The sequence below is a fragment of the Chryseobacterium sp. MFBS3-17 genome (genome assembly GCF_020687745.1).
Taxonomy (GTDB): domain Bacteria; phylum Bacteroidota; class Bacteroidia; order Flavobacteriales; family Weeksellaceae; genus Marnyiella.
This window is the reverse complement of sequence record NZ_JAJEWK010000002.1, coordinates 257,890-279,279: the sequence shown is the minus strand read 5'-3', so window position 1 is coordinate 279,279 and position 21,390 is coordinate 257,890. Positions and strand designations below refer to the sequence as shown.

The following is a 21,390-nucleotide window of genomic DNA, read 5'->3' as shown; positions in this document are numbered from 1 at the left end:
TTTCAAGACCTTCTCTTCTTCATCTTATTCCCTAAAGACCCACCTGGCTTCCAATCTATCTCCTGCGCTCCCCATCATCTCGTTACCTCGATTTGGGACTGCAAAGATAAGGGGAAATTTTTAATGTGCAAGAAAAAATTATTTTTTTTTCGCGACCCCTTTATTTTAATAATACTACTGCTCCACTGTTAAGTGACTGCAAATGTAAGACAATCTCTAAACATAAAACAAATAAAATAGTGAATAATTTTTTAATTGTGGACAAATCCATTGGCAAGTATATTACAACCAATAGGTTACACGATTATCAGAGTTTTCCACATCATCATAATAATGATGACCGGGCCGGATTGTATTGGCTGTTTCGCCACATTAACCGCGATAAAAGCGGTAAAAACCGTCTGAAACCATCCACTAAATTCTACTTAATGTCCAAAAATTATCGTTTGCCGCATCATTTTTTTCTGTTTCGCCAGCCCACCTGTCGTAGAATCGGGAGAATAACTCTCAAAATCCACATCATCGCACTGAGAAGATCCTGGAAATCTGTAAATAAGTTGCCTTTTTTGAACATTCAAATCCGTTCTGCAGATATTCCCCTTTGTTTAATCTGCCAAAACTCATTCGGAAAGTTTAATTTTCTCCTGGTATATATATAATATGCAGGTTTGAATTTCACTCCCAGTCCTCGCCAGAGAATAAATAATTACCACGATTCCTGACTGCAAGAAGATCATCAGTCTCTGTTCATGTGCGGCAGTTCTTTGAACTCATATATATATTACATATCCATACCTTATATATAGTGTAAGAAGAAAGAAAGAAAGAAAGAAAAAAAAATGGAAATGGAAATGGAAAGAAAAAGAAAACGAAAAGAAATAGAAAGGAACCCAACGGGCAGCCAGGACTAGCATCACGCCTCAAAAGAAAAAGGAATATCTGCAGGATGAAACACTCAGACCACAAAATTCCGGGTCTTTCTGAACAGAAAATAGCCGATGAGCACCCCAATAGTATCTGCCACCGCATCCCAGACTTCCAGGGAGCGTCCCAGCCCCATTTCGTCCTGTAAAATTTCAGTTAGAAAAGTATAGCACATCATGATTTGCAGGAAGACGATGAAACGGGTTTTGGGGAATGCCGACATAAAGCAAAATCCCAGCATCACAAAGGTGCTGATGTGCACCACTTTGTCTATGCCCTGAAATACAAACCAGTAATCACCAGTTTCTATGCCGGGTTTGAGGAGCATATAAGAAAGAAATGCCCAATAAATGGGCAAAATCTTCTTAAATATTCGTGAAATCTTATCCAAGGCTGGCCTGGTATTCTTCTGCCGAAATAAGGCCGTCCTGTGCAGAAGCATCTGCCATTTCTACTTTGATGATCCATCCTTTTCCGTAAGGATCCGCGTTCAGGAGTTCCGGCTGGTCTTCAAGGTCAGCATTAAACTCAGTGATTTTTCCGGTTACAGGCAGGAAAAGATCAGATACTGTTTTTACAGCTTCCACACTTCCGAAAACATCACCGGCATTCAAACCCTCATCTACCGTATCTACATCTACGAAAACGATATCGCCAAGTTCACTTTGTGCAAAGTCTGTAATGCCAATAGTTGCTACATTTCCTTCAATTCTCACCCACTCATGATCGGTGGTGTACTTTAATTCTGCTGGTGTGTTCATTTTATTTAATATTTGTTCAAAATTACTCAAAGAATTTGAAAGTGACAAGACTTTATCCATAATACGCGGGCTCTGTGTCCCGTCCGCTTTCCGGTTATGCCCTGTGCTTTAAATGTTGGATATGCGGCAGGTTATTTTTCATTAAAATCCACCACTGCCATCAAAGGTAAATGTAGCCCGGATTCCTGCGCGGACCGTAGAAAGCGGGAAGGCTGTAGAGATTTTATACTTGGTCATCATCTGGTCATAAAACAGCATGAGGTTCAGGTTCTGTGATGCATTGTAATCTGCGGTAAACTTTATACTGAATAACCGCTGCCCTCCTGTAATCTGAGAATCGTTCAGCAGGATATTGGATATTCTGGTCTGATTGTCTCTCAGCTGGAAATCTGCACGGATATTCAGATCCGTATTATACTTGGCAGCACCACGGCGGCGCGGTGGCGGACCTCCCAGTCTGAAATCCTTGATAATATAACCGAACCCTAACACATAATCCGTACCCTGATCTTCTGTGAGCGTATGGTTTACGAGTCCCAGCATCAGCATCCGGTCCTTGTTGTAATGTGCCCGGAGCTGTACATTATTCCGCATGGTAAGATCTACACCAATGAGCGGTGCGAAGGTCTCTATATAGCCGATCTGGGAAAACGTGAACGGATTCACAAAATTCCCATTCACATCCCGCTGCGCAGCATCATTGAAATAATCAATGCTGGACTGTATTCCGGTGGCAGTTTCTGTAGCGGTATACGCATGCAGAATATCGAACTTGGAGAAATAAGAATTGATAAACGTGTAATTTCTGAGTCCTGAGTAAACCAGCCTCCAGTTTGGCAACGGGAATCCTGATTTTTTAGCATCGCCTAAAAGTCCATCGGGACTACGGCCTTCTACTGCTGCGCGAAATGCCGGTATGAGCACATAGGCATTCCCGACACCATAACCATCATGGAAACCACCCAGAATTGGAGCGGTAGGCATTTGCTGTGAAATGGCCCGGGCGTTTTCAATCATATTCCGGTATATTTCTGAGCCGTCCTTAAATGCTGTTCTGAACATCCATGCAGAATTGGAGTATGTAATATAATCATTTGCATAAGCAAAATCATGGTTGATTCTGGACAAATTCTGCGGATCATTAAAGCCGGCCTGCGAGAAATTCCGGGTATAGTTATGCATCCAGTTGAAATCCACGCGGAAATCATTCACGGGAATCACCTGTAAATTTGCGGTAAGACTCCGGTTTTTCATCTGCACATAAGGATCTGTCATGAAACTGGAGGTACTCACCCATCCGTTTTCCAGTGCAATGCGGCGGATATCTGCCTGTGACCCGAAGAGGAATCCTGCCGTAGGACCTCCCAGCGTCTGGCCATAGCCATACCAGTTGGGAGCAGAAAGCAGTCCCGGAAGCACCGTACCATTATTTTCGTTATAGCTGACATCTAACTGACGCAGGGACAGTAATCCGTAGATGAGGCTCTGGCCGATGCTCAGTTTATTTTTGAATTTATAATCCTTGTAGCGGAATCTTTTCTTTTCCCACTGCGCAGTATACACTGTATTCAGCGAGTCAATTTCCCGTTTGCGCTTCTGCAGTTTGGTATTCATGTCCCGGAAATACTTCATTTTGTTGAAGAGTTTCGGGAAATCTGCACTGGCAGTCGCCACAATGGTATTGGTATTCTGGCCAATGGTACCCAGACTTCCCTCCGGACTTGTAAGAAGTGCCGTAGAGCGGGAGTTCCAGTTATAGGTCATTCCGTAGCCCACCTCTGCCTCTATGAAATCCACCATCGGTAAATATTCAAACGGAAGGCGGTAATTTGCCTGAATTCGGTGGTTGTACAACACTGGACGCCCCGCACGGAACATATCCTGGAAGATGGACTTATTATCCATTGCGTTTACATCCAGTTCATCATTCAGTGTTCGCATCACCGAATTGACTTCCAGTTTCAGCGATTTGGTAAAATTAAATCCGAGTCCGTACTGCCAGCCAAAATAGAAATTCCGGTTTTTAATAACATCAAAATCATTTCCGAGATTGCCGCTGAGCAGGGCTTCGATGTTCCGGAACTCCAGTTCATTGTAATTGCGGTCTATATCTGTTCTGAATGAGAATCTGGTAGGCACAGGATTAAAGTTAAACTCCTTCACCCAACGCAGGTACTTGGCAGATTTTGCCGTATCACTGATGACTTTCTGGAACGGTCTGAGCACCCATGGTTTAAAATTATAGTTGTAGTCCAGATTACCGCGCAGATACTGTCTGTAGTTTTTCTTGGTATAAATGTCCCGGAAATAGTCATCATTATAAACCATGGTAAGGGAGATGTTCTCTACATCGTAAGGCCGCGGTTTCTTTTCGGGATTCACCCTTTCTTTTCTCATATTGACCACCCCGAGGCTTCTTTGCTGAGTGTAGGTGCGTGCTACGGTTTTCAGTTCTTCGCGGTTTGCAGCTTTGCTGAATTCCACATCATTGTCCAGCGGGTTATATTTGGGATCTTCAATGGTTTGCGAGTAGGAATAATTCACCGGGATTTTAATACCGGTTTTTTCCGGCAAAAACTTATCTACATTCACAGTGGTGTTGATGTTAAATGCAGATTGTGTAGACTGGGTACGCTCTGCCGGTCTGGAGTCTATATTTCCAAATCCTACGGTAGAGTACGCCGCATTGGTATTCACAAGTGCAAAATCTCCCAGGTTAAAACTCAGGCTGGCATTACCGGCATAACCGCCTTCATTTTCCACATCTGCCAGACGGATTTCATTAACCCAAAGAACCAGATCTTTTGCATCACCGCGCATTTCATTTCTGACTCCGACCATGATGGTGGTAATCCCGCCCAGTGACGGCCGGCCTTTTACGAACACTTTTTTATACTCATCACCATACTGCAAATAGTGATAGCGTTCCATAATAGGTGCACCAGACTGATCCCGGCGCAATTTTGCATCCACAAACTGCTGTACTTCCAGATCCACCTCGTTTTCCGTAGGCCAGATGTCCAAAGGAGCCACTGCAGTTTTTGCCGTGTACTTCAGTGATGCCTCATATTCATAATAGTTATCTGTAGCGTCACTTCCCAGACGGATGAAGAATTTGGTATTGGGATCCAGTGTATTCTGGAAAGGATCTGCATCATCCAGGTTCTGGGCGTGTACGAAGAGTTTGAGTTTTCTGAATCTTCTCATATCCAGACTGGTATTTTTGAACACCCCGCGGGATTCATTGTTCAGGCCTTTCACCTTCATATATAATGAACCTTCATTCTGTCTCTGCGCACCTGCGTTGCCACTGAGCACCTGGCGGTCTATCCCCGGAGGCAAAACATAAGGCGGCTGGTTAAGTCCGTTTTCTTCCAGATTCACACTTCCTACCTCAAAGTTGGAATTATTGACCAGGCTGGTTCCTTCATCACTGCCACCGGTGGTAAGAGTAGGATAAATATTCTTGGTATATTTTCTCCAGTCTGAACGCACCAGGTCAAAGGTTCCCAGACGGATGGTTGAAGTCTGGTCAAATCCTGTGAGCAGTAATCTTGCAAACCGGACATTATTCAGTACAGACGGGTCATTATCTCCTGCGGTACTCACAAAATCTGCCACCGGAATTCTTACCAGGTACCATTTCACATCACTTTGGGTTCCGTTTTCAAAAGTGACCGGTACGGTCTTGGAATCTACAATGTGATTGCTCTGACCTACGGCAAGACTGGCCGGATCCAGATTGATTTCGTACTGGTTGTAATATTCGCTCTGATCCAGGTTGAAATCCCGGTTTACATCTTCAGCATCCGGAGTCTGAGAGGCAACCTCCAGCGAGTTGCTCTTGGAGTTGCCTTCCGGGTTTCTGAAATATTTATACCGTTGGGCTACAGAAGAAGCCAAGGATCCGGTAAACTGATTACTGAGGTAGAACACAAAATCATCGGCTGCGGGATCAGGAAGATTGGTCACGGGATTTACAAAACTCGTCCCAAATCTCAGGGATTCACCTGCGGCATCCAGTCCGTCCAGACCTAAATCCTGACTAGTTCTGTCTGCTCCCTCACTGGAAAAAGCGTACAGAACAGGTGGTTGGTTCGGCTGTACACCCCAGTTGGAAGATGAAACGGAAGAAGGTGCAGACGGGGTAGGCAAACCATTTTCATATTGAAGCAGTCCGTCTTTCAGAATATCCTCGGACACGTTTCCTAACTGCAGTAACATTTTCGGATTGGCACCCAGCACATTGCCGTCAGCATAGGGATCCATCATCCAGAATTCCACATATTCTATATTAGAGTTAATGAAATTGGACACATTAATGGCGCGCATCATTCCACCCCACCGCTGCTGCGTACTTTCGGGGTTGGGATTGGCGTTATACGGTCCTCTTTCCTGCGGATAGTAGGTGATATCAAAGGTATTGGTAAAGACCTGCTCACCTGCTACAAAGTCTTTGCTGTTGTACAATTCCTGCAACCGCACCCTTCTGGAGGCATGATTAGACACTGCCTGTGCATCAATTCCCTCGGGCTCATTACCGCCCACACCATAGAATCGGGGGTCAATGTTATACCAGGAAATCAGACCACGGCCGTAGCCATTGGTAATATCATCATTCTGCCCGGCACCTGCAAATACCGGATCACTCTGGTTTTTCTCCGGCTTAGAGGCCAGGCTCCAGGCACTGGGTTCCTTCAGGGATATTCTGGATGTAGTTTGTTCAAAATCGTCAATATAAGATTGATTGTTGATGGAATTATTCAGTCCAGGAATCAGATACGCGCCTTCCATTTTGAAGTTCAGATTAGACGGTGCTTCTGTATTGACAAGCGGAATTTTATCTGCAAGGCGGGTCAGGAAGGGCAACTGATTATTGTACATCATATTGATGCCCACCATGGTATTATTCACTGCTTCTTCGCCATAATTGACCTTTTGGGTGAGCGGAGATTCAGCATAGTTTACTACCGTACCACCCAATAGAAAATTCTCACTGAAACGTCTTTCCAGATTCAGACCTAGGAACCGTTTACGCTGTGTATTGAAGGTGAGTTGATTTTCCAGGCTGATGTTGATGGCCTGTCCGCTCTGTTTCACCTGCTCATTAATGATGGTCACTTGTCCCAGCATATAATCTACGGTATAATCTACCCCTTCTGTAAGTTGAACCCCATTGGCTGTAACCTTTACCGATCCCTGCGGAACGTTAATGGCGCCCAGCGAAATACCCTGACCCTGTGACCCTTTATAGCGGCCTTCCATGGTGTAGCGCAATGCCAGATTACTCTGAGAGGCAACCTGCTTCTGCTGCTCATACAAATCTGTAAATACGTATTGGGGATCATTACTGCCCAGCACGGATGCCAGGTGGCTTCCGAAAGGCTGAACTTTGGTAAACATCAGCCTTCCATCATCGGGGCGAATGGTAATTTCCGGCACGAAGTCAAAGATTCCGTCTCCCAGCTGTCCGTTACTGCTCTGCAGGTCATTATTCAGGTTCAGCCGGTCCCAGTTCAGGAGTTTCAGGAGGTTGATTTCCTGAACAGGCGTGTTCGGCAGGTAGTTGACCTTGCCTCCGGTCTGCGTATCCCGGTAGTAGATATTGAGCATAAAGTTATCTGCATCCACCTGCATACTTTCCATGGAATAGAAGTTCTTCATCATGAGATCCCACATGGGAGATGTGGTCTTCACGTTGGTATTAGGCTTCAGCACTTTGGTGACAATTACCGGGCTTTCCTCTGAGAACTCTCCCACTTTGTACACCTGGTTGGAGCCGCTCACCGTATACGAGTAAGATACCGCAAGTAACTGGTTATCATTGAGGCGCTGATTGAGGGAAATATACCCCAACTGCGGGTGAAATTTAAATTCATTTACAGACAATCTTCTGGCCTTCCGGTTAAAGATGAAATGTTCACCGTCTTGAAAAACCTCCGTACCGCCGGCAGCATTGGGCAGCGACTGCCCGTTGATGGTATTGTATGCAGTATTCACATCCCGCAGTCCCGGTCCCAGACCGTTTACTGCCTGGTAAATATTATTCTGAGAATTATCCGGCAGGCCGGAAATGCCGTCTCCTAAATCGCGGACTCCCACAATACTCTTCTGTTCCGAGAGGTTACCATTGCCCTGATCCAGCACCCAGGCTTCAATACGGTTGATGCTGACCCGGGAATTAATCTGCGGATAGTTCAGAAGGGCATTGTCATAGTCATTGAGAAAGTAATGGTTCAGAAAATAATGCTGATTGTCTTCATAATCTATGGCATTGATTTTAAAAGTGCTCATCACACCACCACCCTGTACTACGATATTCCGGGCTTCACCCTGCTGCTGGGAAAACACAACAGTACCGAAGGTTTTTCCCGCCTGAAATTCTGTTTTAATCCCGAAGAGAGACTCAGAACCGCGGATCAGGCTTGTAGAAAGGGGCATGTTCACATTACCGAATTCCACCCGTTTTATAAATTTGTCTTCGCCGCCGGTGGTAGGATCATTCAGGCCTTTGGTCTGCAAATCCTTCCAGGAACCTTTGGCCTGCCAGATCAGATTCATCCGGTTTTCAAATGCGAAACCACTTTGGGTATCATAATTGGCTCTGAGCTGCAGGTTTTCTCCTACCTTACCCAGGAGTCCCAGCTGGATGCGCTGTTCTATATCAAAAGCAAAACTGGTTCTGTTCTGGGGCAAAATAAGCGGGTTGTCTATCTTTTGGTATAGTCCGCCAAAGTCAAAAGATGCAAAACCGGAAGGGATGATTTCAATTTTGTTTCCGCCAAAAATAGATTCAAAAATTTTGTTGCGCACGCTGAGGCTGGGAATAATGCCCTGCCTGCGGGCTTCGTCTACATCTTTCCGGAACATGAGGCTGTAGCGGTCAGATTTATCTTTATAGTAATTTCTGGCGGCCTGAGTCATCATAAAATCCTGGTATTCCCGGGGCGTCATCACATATGGCGGACCGGTGATGACCTCTCCTATTTTGGGATATACGTAATACATGCCGGTTTTGATGTCGTAATATCCTTCATAGACTGTAGGATCCGGAAGGTCATAATTCTGTCTTACCGTGGCCTCGTCTTCGGGGTTCTGCTGCGCCTGCAGACTGAAAAAAGCGAAACACAGAAACAAGGCGGTGAGCAGTTTATAGGAAAAGATGTTATTTTTTGCCAAAATATTAAATGTTTTTTAAAATTTGTTTTACCAAATCTTCTGTAGAAAGGTCCGGGGTCTGCTTGAGAATCCGGTCTGCAATTTTCTCTGCTGTTTTTCGGGGAATGCCCAAAACTTCTAATGCAGATAACGCCTCATCCTTTACTTTATTATTTACAAATGTAGAAATATTTTCATCAGAAGTGTTGAATTTTAACACCTTATCCCGCAGATCTACGATTATTCTTTCCGCAGTTTTTGCTCCGATCCCTTTCACTTTTTGCAGCAGCGCACTGTTGCCACTGGCAATACCGGCCGCGATCTCAGAAAGGGTGAGAGATGAGAGCATGATGAGCGCAGATGCCGGCCCCACGCCGTTTACAGAAATAAGAAGGTTAAAAAGTTCCTTTTCCTCACGTGTAAAAAAGCCGAAAAGCAGGTGTGCATCTTCACGGATAATCTGCTGAATATGGAGAAAAACGGGTGCGTCCGGAATCAGATTTCTGGAGGTTTGCAAACTGATGCCTGCATAGTAGCCCACCCCGCCTACATTTATCACGGTATGCGTAGGCGAAAGTTCCTGAACCGTTCCCTGTAAAGAATAAATCATGAGTCTGTTTCTACGAAAGGTTCAAAGATAGGAAAATAAGTGAAATCTAAGACACAATATGGCTTACAGACCGCTTTTACTGAAGAAAAATGTATAAAAAATTGTTTTTGATGACGATTCGGGAAAAGCCGGCATCGTTTATTAAAAAACACGAACAAACTGCTCAATAAGATTTCGCTGTTTGTCCGTGCTGTATGTAACTTCTGTGAAAATCCGCTATGCTTTTTTTTCGCGGCGCTGGGCATCCAGCACGGCTATGGTAGCCAGGTTCACAATTTCATCTACACTGGCGCGCATCTGTACCACGTGCACCGGCTTGCTCAGCCCCATTAAAATAGGACCCACCACCTGCGCCACCTTCATGCCGCGGATAATTTTATATGATATGTTCGCACTTTCCAGGTTCGGGAACACCAACACATTGGCCGGTGCCGCACCCAGTTTGGAAAACGGATAATCTGCGAGATGATCTCCATTCAGTGCAAAATCCGGCTGGATTTCGCCATCCACAATCATCTTCGGATACTTCTCATGCAGGATGGAAACCGCTTTCGCCACCTTTTTGGATGTATCTGAAATTCCGGCAAAATTTTCGTAGGCCAGCATGGCAATTCTGGGTTCTATGGCAAATGTTTTCACTGTCAGTTCAGCCATTCGGGCAATATTCACCAGATCTTCTGTGGTAGGATTGGGATTCACCGAGGTATCTGCAAAGAAAATCGGCTTTTTGTCGCTCAGAATCATCATCATGGACGCTATTTTGTTCACACCGGGATCTCTTTCAATCACCTCGAGCACCGGTCTTATATTTGACGCGTAACTTTTGGAAAACCCTACAATCAGTGCATCTGTATCCCCGTGCTGCAGCATCAGCGGTCCGAAATAATCTCTCTGCCGCACAAATCTCTTGGATTTGTATTCGTTCATACCCTTGCGCTGACGAAGTTTCCACAGGGTTTCGCGGTACCTCACGCGGTTTTCTTCCTGATCATCGTCCATAGGATCCACAATAGGCACGTCCAGTTCAATGCCGTATTTCTGCATCTGTTCTTTGATGAATTTTTTCTCTCCCAGCAATATAGGATGGGCAATACCCTCTTCATAAAGAATCTGTGCTGCCTTCAGTACATTGTACTCTTCGGCATTGCCCAGTGTAACCCGTTTCGGGTTAGATCTTGCCCGGGTCTGCATCATGCGGATCAGTTTTTCATCTCTGCCCATACGGTCCAGCAGCGACGTTTCATACTCTTCGAAGCTTTCAATGGGTTTGCCGGCCACTCCACTTTCCATTGCGGCACGGGCTACGGCTTCAGAAACCGTGGTGATGAGACGGTTATCAAAAGGTTTCGGAATGAAATACTCCCTGCCAAAACTCAGGGAACGCAGGTTATACGCCAGCATTACCGCTTCCGGCACGGGTTCTTTGGCCAGATTGGCGATAGCATAAACGGCTGCCAATTTCATTTCTTCGTTAATTACAGATGCCTGCACATCCAGTGCGCCACGGAAGATGTACGGAAACCCGAGCACGTTATTCACCTGATTAGGAAAATCACTGCGACCGGTAGCCATAATGACATCCTTTCTGGTTGTCAAGGCCAGATCATAATCTATTTCAGGCGACGGATTTGCCAGTCCGAAGACCACAGGATTTTCGGCCATGCTGTTCAACATTTCGGGGGTCATCACATCTCCTTTAGACAGTCCCACGAAAACATCTGCACCTCTCAGCGCATCTTCCAGCGTCACCAGATCGGTATCTGCTGCAAATTCAAGTTTCTCCGGGGTCAGGTTCTCCCGGTTTTTATTGATGACGCCTTTACTGTCGCACATCAGAATATTGTCCCGGCTCAGACCCAGCTGCACGTACAGTTTGGTACAGGCTATGGCTGCGGCCCCTGCACCATTGACCACCATTTTCACTTTACTGATGTCTTTTCCGGCTATTTCCAGTGCATTAAGCAGCGCTGCTCCGGAGATGATGGCAGTACCATGCTGGTCATCATGCATCAGTGGAATGTCCAGTTCTTCTTTCAGGCGCTGTTCTATATAAAAAGCTTCGGGCGCTTTGATGTCTTCCAGGTTAATCCCGCCGAATGTAGGCGCAATACCTTTCACAATATCAATAAATTTATCCGGATCTTTCTCGTTTATTTCAATATCAAATACATTGATATCGGCAAAGATTTTAAACAAAAGACCTTTACCTTCCATCACCGGTTTGGATGCTTCTGCACCGATATCTCCCAGACCCAGCACAGCAGTACCATTGGAAATTACGGCGACCAGATTGCCTTTTCCGGTATAGTCATAAGCTGCTTTGGGATTTTTTTCTATTTCCAGACACGGAATGGCAACCCCCGGCGAGTAGGCCAGCGAAAGATCCCTTGCCGATGAGTGCGGCTTAGAGGGAATGACTTCTATTTTACCTTTGGGTTCTGCTTTATGATAATCCAGGGCTGCCTGGTTAAAATGTTTCTCGTCTCTGTTTGTTTTCTTTGACATATATAAATGGGTATATTTTTAATTAATGGTGCTGGTGAATCAGATATTTCAAATGATAATCTACCAGACTTTCTATGGGTTTCTGCACTACAGTACCCACAGTAAGGTTGAGCTCTGCGGCGGCGGCTCTCAGAATATCTTCGTAATAAAATGCGATGGAACCTATGAAATTAATCTCGGCATGAAGCGCTTCCGGATAGGGCAAAACCTGGTAATCCAGATAGTTTTTCATTTCGTCAAAAACCATATTCTGAAAGTACGGATGTGACTTGTTTTCGACTACAAATTTATTAAAATTCGCCAGATAAGCATTGGCTCTGGGATTATGATACATGTTTTTGAGCGCCTCTTCTATGGTCAACTGGTATTTTTCCACAAAAAGTTCATGGAGATCTGCCGGCAGTTTCTTCATAAAGAACCGGCGCAACAATTGCTTGCCAATGGCACTTCCGCTGCCTTCATCACCTATCAGAAAACCCAGAGACGGCAGTTCGCGGTGTACGGTAGTCCCGTCAAAATAGCAAGAATTGGATCCGGTACCCAGAATACAGACAATGGCCGGCTTGCCGTTATAGGCGGCATAGGCAGCTGCAGTCATATCTTCTTTGATGATGATTTCTGCACCGGGAAGTGCTTTCTTAAGTTCTTTCTCTACCACCGCAGCATTTTCTGCGGTGCCACAACCTGAACCATAGAAGAAAACCTTCTGCATACTGTTTTTCACAGAGAGAAGGTTTGGATTATTCTCAATTTCGGGAACAATGAGTTCCGGATTGATGATATTGGGATTAAAGCCTTTTGTTTCGGTCTTCAGGAAAACTTTTCCGGTCTGATCCAGCACTACCCAGTCACATTTGGTAGAGCCCCCATCTACAATAGCGATCATATTTCAACATTTAAAAAAACGAAATGCTAAAATAGCAATTAATTTACGAGCCCGGTGACATTTAACCGAAAAAAAACACGCGGAATGAACATTTCCTGTGAGGTGTTGTACTGTATTTTACGGGGATATCCGGAAACTTTCCGCTCCGGATTTTTCTGCCGGTTCCCGGTTATATCCACAGAGTCCGCAGTGTACCGGCGTCTGAATGAGCAAACCGACCGTGCGCGACATCAATCTTCTGATTCGGGTTCTGCAGCGTGCAGCCAGTCTTCTATTTCGTCTTCCAGGTAGGAGGTCTGGAGTTTCACGGAATTCAGAAAATCATCTGTAACAGCTGGCCCTTCTGCAGATTCCAGATTCCACAGTTCATCGGCCATCAGTTCATATTCTGTGTACACTCTCCGGAACCGGGAATTGTTTTTCTCCAGATCTGCGATTTTATCCTGCTGACCCTGGAATTTTCTGTAAGGATTTCTATTTTTCATGTTCAATAATTTTTAGACTCATTCAGCCCGGTTGCCGGAATACGGCGTATCATGCACTATCACAAACCTCCTCATAATCAATTCATTATTTTACCGATTTTGATGGAACAGGAGAATAAAGTTATAAAGATTTTGCTAAGAAAAAAATATTTTAACACTAATTTCTCATATTTAACATATAGTTTTAAATTTGCAGGAATTCCTACGATCATGATGCAGTTGCTTCTCAGGCAAAGACAAGTTATGTTTTTCATCATTGCCGGTGCCCTGAGCGCTGTGGCAGAGATCGGAAGTTTTAAGATTTTCAGCACTTACCTTCCCGAATGGCTGCCCGGTGAGCGGAACTTTTTTGGGATCCGCTATCCGCTGAGCAATATTTGTTCTACCGGTTGTGGCATTATTTGCAATTATTTCCTGAGCATCTGGTTTGTTTTTGAAAGAGGGAAACATTCTGCCAGGCGAGAATTTGCCTATTTTATGGGGGTTTCTGTATTCTCTACGGTTCTGAGTCTGCTGCTCTTTCAGGTTTTTTACGCGTATGTGTTCAGAAGCAATTTTAACCTTGGATTCTACACACTCAGCGCCCTCATGATCAGTAAAATTGCCGCCATTGCCCTGGTGTCTGTTATTAATTATTCGCTGAAAAAGCGTGTGATATTCAACGGATAAATTACTATTTTTGGGGCTTAGAACAATCAGATGACGCGAATCCTGAACTATATCTGGCGCGGTTGGTTCATCCTGCTGGCCTTTATCTTCATCATCCTTTTTGCCATTCCCGTGCTGCTGCTTTCCATTAAGGATAAGCATTTCAAGTACGCTTATGTTTTTATGCGGCTGTTCTGCATCATTATTTTCTACGGAATGGGATTCCGGTACGAACTCATCCGCAAAACCGCAAAAAAAATTGAGAAAGACCGGAATTATATTTTTATTGCCAATCATACTTCTACCATAGACATTATGCTGATGGTGGTTTTGCACAAACACCACCCTATTTGTTTCATAGGAAAAGCAGAGCTGGCCAAAATTCCCATTTTCGGGATTCTGTATAAACGGATTGCGATTCTGGTAGACCGCAGCAGTCCGAAAAGCCGCGGCAGGGTATATCAACTGGCGGCAGAGAAAATGCGGCACGGGCAAAACATTGTCATTTTTCCCGAAGGCGGTGTACACCCCGATCCCACAGTCATTCTGGATGAATTTAAAGATGGTGCCTTTATCCTGTCTACCAAGCATCACTTCCCGGTGGTCATCTATACATTTGCGGGACTGAAAGAAATGTTTCCTTTTGAAAATCACAAGGGACACCCCGGAAAAGTCACGGTTTATCTGAATGAAATTACCGAACCGAGCACCGTATCAGAAATGAAAAGTTTCAGCTATTCCGAGATTAAAAAAACGCTGGAAGAACATGCCGCCGGCCAATAAAATATCTATATTTGTTTCTATATAAATATCATCTATGCAAATAACGCAACAAAAAACGAACTACCCTGCACTGTACACCCTCATTACAGTGTTTTTCTTTTGGGGATTTGTAGCCGCTTCAAACGGGATTCTGATTCCCTTTTGCAAAAGTCATTTTTCACTCACCAATTTTGAGTCACAACTGCTGGGATCTGCCTTTTATGGCGCCTACTTCATTGGTTCCCTGCTGCTGTACCTCACCTCTACGGTGCTGAAGTTTGACATTATTAATAAAATAGGATACAAAAACGCCATCATTACCGGACTTTCCATCTCCATACTCGGTGCGCTGGTTATGATTCCCAGCACCAATGCAGATTCTTTCTGGATGATGCTGCTCTCCCTGTTCATTGTAGCGCTGGGTTTCTCATTGCAACAGACGGCTGCACAGCCCTTTGCCCTGGCGCTGGGACCGCCCGAAACAGGAGCACACAGACTGAATCTGGCCGGTGGCATCAATTCCTTCGGAACCACTATCGGGCCGCTGATTGTCAGTTATTTCCTGTTCGGAAGCCTGACTTCGTCGGTAGAACCCTCTCCGTCCAATATTAATACTCTTTATATTATTCTGGCTACCGTTTTTGCCATAGTGGCCATATTTTTCTATTTCTCTAAACTGCCCTCAGGCAAGACCGAAGAAATGCTGGAATCTTCCCCGAAAGCTACCGGTGCCCTGCTGATGATGACGTTTGCGATACTGGCCATCATTACCATCGGTAATTTTATCAATATTTCTAATGTGCTGCTGCTCATCATTACCATTTTGGTCATCATGGGGATTTTGCTGCTCAGTAATAAACAGAGCAAATCCAATGCGGAAGGCTGGGGCGCCATGAAATTCCCGCAACTGGTGTATGGCATGATTGCCATCTTCGTGTATGTGGGGGTAGAAGTTACGATTGACAATAACTTCGGGTCCTTGCTGAAAACGCCGGGCTACCTTACCGAAAACGGCCTGGAAGAATCTGAAATCTCCAAATACATTTCCCTCTACTGGGGAAGCTTGATGATAGGCCGCTGGATGGGGGCCATTACTGTATTCAACCTTAAAAAAACAACCAAGCTCATTGCCACTTTCATTGTGCCGTTTATAGCTTTCGGAATCATCATTGCGTCTAATAAACTGAAGGGAACCGATATGAGCGACCTCTATGCCTATGCCATCTGCATTCTGATTACGGTTATTGCTTTTATCATTGCCAATGACCGGCCGGTTCAGCTGATGGTAACGGTATGTATTCTTGCGGTCATCTCCATGCTCACAGGCGTTTTCACCAGTGGCATCATCTCCGTTTATGCGTTTATGGCCGGCGGACTGTTCTGCTCGGTTATGTGGCCCTGTATTTTTGCTCTGGCTACTACCGGCCTTGGTAAATTCACGTCTCAGGGTTCTGCGTTTTTAATCATGATGATTCTGGGCGGAGCCGTCATTCCGCCGTTTCAGGGAGCAATAGGTGATACCAGTCTCGGCATGCACTTCTCTTACATCATTGCAGCCGTTTGTTTCGCCGTTTTACTGCTGCTCACCTACCTGATGAATCAGAATATCAAAAAACAAGGCATAGATCTGGATCACAGCGAAAGTCAGCATGCGCACTAAGCACAACATATTCAGCAGAAAAAAAACATGGGCAGGTATTTTACTTGCCCAGGTTGTTTTGTTCTATTTTCTATCCGGAAGCGAATGGGCTGTCCGGGCAGCAGACTCCTTCTTTGAATGGCGGAAACACTCCCACCAGTCACTGTTTGCCTCCTTCCCTTTTGCGGCAGGTGATGTCATTTATATCATCCTGCTCCTGGCACTGCTGTATCTGTTCATACAGATAATCCGCAACAAGAAAAGACATCGGCACAGCATAATGCTGCTCATTTTGGCCAATGGATTTTATCTGATGTACCAGATTTTCTGGGGAATGCTGTATTTTCAGAAACCTTTATCCGAAAAAATGCCGCAATCAGAAATCTCACCCGAATTTGTACAGGAACTCACCCTGCGGTATCTGGAAGAATGCCGGATCCTGCGGTCACAAGCCGAAGAAGATGAGAATGGAGTGTTCAAAATTAAAGACCCACACCGGCTCAAAGAGGAATTGCTGCGCTCTCAGCATACAATTGCTCGTCTGGATGGGAAAAGTACCACGGGAATCAATGCGTTGAAACCCTCGCTCTTTCATGGAGTCATGAGTTATAGCGGAATCCTGGGATATTACAATCCGTTTACCGCAGAGGCGCAGTACAATCCGGATCTGCCGCACACCTCACTGCCTTTTACCATGGCGCACGAGGCTGCTCACCAACTGGGCTACGCCCGCGAACAGGAGGCTAGTTTCATCGGTTTTCTGAACGGCAAAGCATCGGCAAATCCCGCATTGCAATACAGCAGCAGCTATTTTGTACTGAAGTCTTTACTTAATTCACAAATTTCTACACATCCCCGGTTTGTAGAACAGGTTTTAGAACTCTATTCCGAAGGAATGAAACGGGACCGCAGGGCAGAACTTGAATTCAGACAGAAGTACTCCGGCTGGCTGGATGTTTTTTTCTCTTTCACCAACGATTTGTTTTTGAAAAGCAATCAGCAGGAAGGCGCTGTCACCTATTCTTATTTTGTGGAGTTATTGCTGCAGTACGAATTGTCTGCGCCGCCAGAATAATCACTCGTTCTGATCTTTTGTCCCTGTCTCATTCGTGACAAATATCGGTAGATGATAAAATTTCTTTATTGGTGCAAAACGCTTGTGTACGGGATTCCGGGCACAGATAGCGGAAGATATTCAAACAAAAAGAACCGTATTATACAATACGGTCCCAAAAACACAAATGATGAAAAAAAATTTATTGCCTCTTCAGCAGTGAACTGCCTTAAAAGCGATGTAAATGTACTACTATTTTTTCAACTTGCAAGGCTTTTTAAGAAAAAAAACCATCCGAAATCCTAGTCACTTATTTATCAATATAATACAATGTTTAACATTCTAAAAAATCTTGTAGTTGCGGTGCGATCCGGAAGAGATTTTCGAGGGATTGAGTAAATTCACAGAGAAACAGCAGGAATTCAAAATCGCGAAAGTAAGAGAATCATAATAACAGTCGTTTTAATCACAAAAAAATCCCGACTCAAACAAGACGGGATTTTGTAGCGAAGACGGGAATTGAACCCGTGACCTCAGGGTTATGAATCCTGCGCTCTAACCATCTGAGCTACCTCGCCGTTAGAGTGGTGCAAATATAAAAATAATTTAAAACCCTGCAAAATTATTTTAGGTTTAAAAACTGAAGAACATCACTTACATGTTCTGGCTTTGCAATAATTTTGTTTGCCGCATCCAGAATGAAGTAGGTAGGCGTGGCATGTACATTATAGGTATCTGCGTAAGAACTGTTCCAGCCGCGGAGTTCCGTATCATTAATCCACGGATAATTACTACTTTTGCGCGCGTATGCCTCCCGGTCTGAATCGAGTGCAAAGCCGATTACCTCAATATTACGTGCTTTCAGCGCTGCATATTTTTCCAGAATTTTAGGCAATTCCGTATCACAATGGGCACAACCGGATGACCAGAAAACAACAATTTTCTGATCTGCCTGTACGCCGTGCAGATTCCGCGCTTTGGTATTAACCGGTGCTTTGAACTGATAATCCGGAAAAACAGCTCCGACCTCTACGTCCTTATTGGATTTAATCGTAGCGGCCAGCCGATCGGTAATGGTACATTTCAAATTCGTCGCAAGGGACAGGTATTTTGCTTTCTGAGCCTTCATGGCATATACGTCAAAAAGATCAATCAGTTCAGACAATACCGTCTGACCCCTCGGACTTTCTACATCCAGTCGGGCCAGCAAACCATCTACACTGCTATCCACCTGAGCGGAACCTCCCGCATTCAGAAAATTAACCAGTAACGGCCGAAGCAGCGAAGAGGTTTCCAACATACCACCGGAATTCGAGATGAAATCTGCAATCTCCTTCTGCCCCGGTGGAGTTTTTGCAGACTGTTCTACCAAAAAACGGTTATAAGAGGTATGATAATAATGGACGAAGGGATTTTTGGTGGCATCAATCACATCATCCTTGGATAAATATTTGATTTCAGTCACCAGTGCTTTACCAAATTCCGAATCCGGGCGGTAATACTCTGCAATCTGTACCAATGCCTGAAAAACCACTTCATTTTTTCGTTGCTTATCCTGTACCGCGTCCATCAGCCGGTTCGTGTCATCTTCATAGATGACCCGGGTAATCTGGTCTGCGGTGGTCTCCAGTTTCATACTGATATTCTTATTCTCCGACACCAGATTTACCGTAGCGTTGGTCTCCGGAAAATAAAGTTTCATCATTCCACTGTATGCCTGCGGAACTTTAAATGTCCAGCTGTTGTTCTTTTTTACTGCTCTGGAAGAGATCACATCCTTGGAACCGCTCAGGGTATAAAGAATAGCCTCTGCCGATGCAAAAGACGGTGCGGACTGCACACTGACGTTAAACTGGGCGTTCACGGCTGCCCCTGCCAGACAGGCCGCTATCATAAAAAATATCTTCATCTTGCTAAAATAAAAAAACTCACGGAATATTCTGTGAGTTTTATAGGATTGGGTCTGAATTGAATCAGACATGCGCTCTTTTAAGATTTTTGGCAAAATAGATTACCAGTAATAACGCTGCAACTCCCAGCACTGCCAGATACATATCTGTGCTTACGGTAGCGGGGCTCCCTATGGCATCTGAATTGGTCTGGTACATAGGAGGTTCTTCCGGCATATTTGTAATTTCCTGTGCGGAAGTGGTCTGACTGTACAACATGTTATTTGCTGCGGCAATCCATAAAAATATGAAGCCAAATATCTGTAGTTTATTTCTCATAATCTGTGTTTTATCTCATTAATTTCGTTTTGTACTCTTGTCCGTTATCAGACTGAATCACCACTATATAAGCATTCTTCACGCCTTTAGGTATATCTAGAATATGGTTGGACGTGGTTCTGATATCTTTTCTGACATTAATCAGTTTACCACTCATATCATAAATGGTAATGTCTGCTTTTTTCCAGTTTTTATCAAACAAAACGGTGTAATGATCTGATTTCTGATCATATGCCACTACTGTAGTCGAGTTGTTGATTTCGTTTACGCCCAGTGCACCTGTAGGCTGAGGTTGACCATAATACAAACCAAGATCTCCCAGAGATGCATTTAAGGTTTGATTCTGTGCCAGCTTCACATTGGTTCCGTCAGCCCGCTGAATCCAGAAACTCTCTCCGGTAGAAAGCTGATCCTGTGCATCAGGAAGCAAAGCAGCATTCTCACGGATTTCAAACTTGAGTTTACTGATTGCTGTAGAATTCAGTTTCAAAGGAATTCTCTTGCTTAGGAAATTCGCCTCATTGGCTTCGTTAATATACAGATTGTACACGCTGGCGTAAGTAGGATCGATGCCTCCGGTTGTAAATTCCTCGTTGGTATAAATGACCGGCTGTGACGGAACGTTATTACTGAATCCTGTGCTGGCCTGCATGGAAATGCCTGAATTATTAAATCCGGTTACTGCATTGGAAGCTACTACGTAATAGGTTCTGCCCAGTTCTCTGTCCTGACTGTCCAGTGCAATCACACCAATCTGCTTCAGCGTTCCACTGCTGGCACCACTCTTGGCGGCTGATACAGAATAATCGGTGCTGGCAGCTCTTGCCGTTTTATTAAATCTTCTTAAGGTATTGAAGTTAAGGTTTCTGCTGAACACTCCAGGATACGTTGTTTCCAATTGAGGATTCAGTTTAATATACACGGCTCCCATTGGCTTAATTACCAAATTATCCACATCTCCTGCCGGAATACTTCCGGTAACAGAGTGGTTAAAGGTAACCGTAGAGTTCGTAGAGGTAGTTGTTCCTGTAGCAGGAGAATAGGTAACGCCCCCAAGGCTGTATCTGATCCCCTGCACCGGCAAGCGGTTGCCATCTTTTATAAGACCGGTCTCTCCTGCTTCTGTACCGATCCAGCTAAGGTCGATATTCGTCAGGAAAGGGTTTCCATATTGATATAATTCTTTACCATAAGTTGCGGACCAAGCCGGTGTGTCAAACGGATCATTAATATAAGATGCGTATTTCTCGCCAAAAGAGTTCTGATTCTGGCCGGTACTTCCGTAATTGATTGGCGTACCATTTGGTTTACCCCCATTTACCAGTTGTACCTCCATTGTATTAGCAGTATCTGCATAAGGTCTTCCCTGAAGGTTCTTTGTAGAAGTAGAAGGATTCCATCCGCTGACACCTGCTGCAAAATACGTGGTAGGACCATACAGTACAGAACCGTCGCCAGCATCTGTAGAACTGGAAGGAGTCACCACCCGCATTACGGTTGTGGTATTATCCATATACCCGAATGCATTGGCATTTCGCCCACCACTGAAGTTACTGCTTCTGCCTAAATCCAATGCCACACTGTTAATGGTCTTTGCCGCAAAAGGTATGGCCATTTGCTGGAAACCGCCGTGTGAAATATCACGGTATTCCTTGGTCACAAAACCGGTGATGTCTGATTGATTAAGGCCGGAAATATATAATTTATTTTTTTTAAACTTAATCTTTTTT

At 44.6% G+C, this 21,390-nt stretch carries 14 protein-coding genes and 1 tRNA gene; 4 read left to right on the top strand and 11 right to left on the bottom strand.

Going from position 1 to position 21,390, the window contains the following annotated elements; all coding sequences use genetic code 11:
* Window positions 1–955: 955 nt before the first annotated feature.
* From LKO26_RS01475 to LKO26_RS01445, 7 genes are all read right to left on the bottom strand, one after another.
* A complete protein-coding gene (locus LKO26_RS01475; RefSeq protein ID WP_227586022.1) occupies window positions 956–1,252 on the bottom strand; it encodes a VanZ family protein in 297 nt (98 codons plus the stop codon).
* Window positions 1,253–1,307: 55 nt separating this feature from the next.
* Complete coding sequence (gcvH, locus tag LKO26_RS01470) at window positions 1,308–1,685, bottom strand: glycine cleavage system protein GcvH (RefSeq protein WP_227586021.1); 378 nt, start codon at window positions 1,683–1,685, stop codon at window positions 1,308–1,310.
* Between the two features lie 141 nt (window positions 1,686–1,826).
* Window positions 1,827–8,864: a cell surface protein SprA gene (sprA, locus tag LKO26_RS01465; protein ID WP_410681399.1), complete on the bottom strand. Its 7,038-nt coding sequence runs from the start codon at window positions 8,862–8,864 to the stop codon at window positions 1,827–1,829.
* A 4-nt stretch (window positions 8,865–8,868) separates the two neighbouring features.
* On the bottom strand, window positions 8,869–9,453 hold the full coding sequence (gene ruvA, locus LKO26_RS01460) for a Holliday junction branch migration protein RuvA (RefSeq protein WP_227586020.1): 585 nt from the start codon (window positions 9,451–9,453) through the stop codon (window positions 8,869–8,871).
* A 216-nt stretch (window positions 9,454–9,669) separates the two neighbouring features.
* Complete coding sequence (locus tag LKO26_RS01455; protein WP_227586019.1) at window positions 9,670–11,958, bottom strand: NADP-dependent malic enzyme; 2,289 nt, start codon at window positions 11,956–11,958, stop codon at window positions 9,670–9,672.
* A gap of 22 nt (window positions 11,959–11,980) precedes the next feature.
* A complete protein-coding gene (locus LKO26_RS01450) occupies window positions 11,981–12,844 on the bottom strand; it encodes a BadF/BadG/BcrA/BcrD ATPase family protein (RefSeq protein ID WP_227586018.1) in 864 nt (287 codons plus the stop codon).
* 230 nt (window positions 12,845–13,074) lie between these two features.
* Window positions 13,075–13,329: a hypothetical protein gene (locus tag LKO26_RS01445; RefSeq protein WP_227586017.1), complete on the bottom strand. Its 255-nt coding sequence runs from the start codon at window positions 13,327–13,329 to the stop codon at window positions 13,075–13,077.
* 210 nt (window positions 13,330–13,539) lie between these two features.
* On the opposite strand from LKO26_RS01445, the gene LKO26_RS01440 reads away from it, so the two are divergent.
* From LKO26_RS01440 to LKO26_RS01425, 4 genes are read left to right on the top strand one after another with little or no spacing between them, the layout of a single operon-like run.
* The gene (locus tag LKO26_RS01440; protein ID WP_227586016.1) at window positions 13,540–13,998 is read left to right on the top strand and encodes a GtrA family protein; all 459 of its coding nucleotides are present in this window, start codon (window positions 13,540–13,542) and stop codon (window positions 13,996–13,998) included.
* 30 nt (window positions 13,999–14,028) lie between these two features.
* Entirely contained in the window at window positions 14,029–14,760 is a 732-nt protein-coding gene (locus LKO26_RS01435; protein ID WP_227586015.1) for a lysophospholipid acyltransferase family protein, read from the top strand.
* A 34-nt stretch (window positions 14,761–14,794) separates the two neighbouring features.
* Entirely contained in the window at window positions 14,795–16,399 is a 1,605-nt protein-coding gene (locus tag LKO26_RS01430) for an MFS transporter (protein ID WP_227586014.1), read from the top strand.
* A gap of 58 nt (window positions 16,400–16,457) precedes the next feature.
* Window positions 16,458–17,453 carry a DUF3810 domain-containing protein gene (locus LKO26_RS01425; protein WP_227586013.1) on the top strand — a complete coding sequence of 332 codons (996 nt, stop codon included), beginning with the start codon at window positions 16,458–16,460 and terminating at the stop codon, window positions 17,451–17,453.
* A 483-nt stretch (window positions 17,454–17,936) separates the two neighbouring features.
* Here LKO26_RS01425 and LKO26_RS01420 read toward each other — a convergent pair.
* The 4 genes from LKO26_RS01420 to LKO26_RS12745 all read right to left on the bottom strand — a co-directional run bounded on the left by LKO26_RS01420 (window position 17,937) and on the right by LKO26_RS12745 (window position 21,320).
* Window positions 17,937–18,010: transfer RNA gene (locus LKO26_RS01420), tRNA-Met, on the bottom strand.
* 44 nt (window positions 18,011–18,054) lie between these two features.
* Window positions 18,055–19,341, bottom strand: a complete 1,287-nt coding sequence (locus LKO26_RS01415) for a peroxiredoxin family protein (protein ID WP_227586012.1) — start codon at window positions 19,339–19,341, stop codon at window positions 18,055–18,057.
* Window positions 19,342–19,405: 64 nt separating this feature from the next.
* Window positions 19,406–19,660, bottom strand: coding sequence for a hypothetical protein (locus tag LKO26_RS01410; protein WP_227586011.1), 255 nt, complete (start codon window positions 19,658–19,660; stop codon window positions 19,406–19,408).
* Window positions 19,661–19,670: 10 nt separating this feature from the next.
* Window positions 19,671–21,320 (bottom strand): T9SS type A sorting domain-containing protein, encoded by a 1,650-nt coding sequence (locus LKO26_RS12745; RefSeq protein ID WP_227586010.1) that lies wholly within the window; start codon window positions 21,318–21,320, stop codon window positions 19,671–19,673.
* Window positions 21,321–21,390 lie beyond the last annotated feature (70 nt).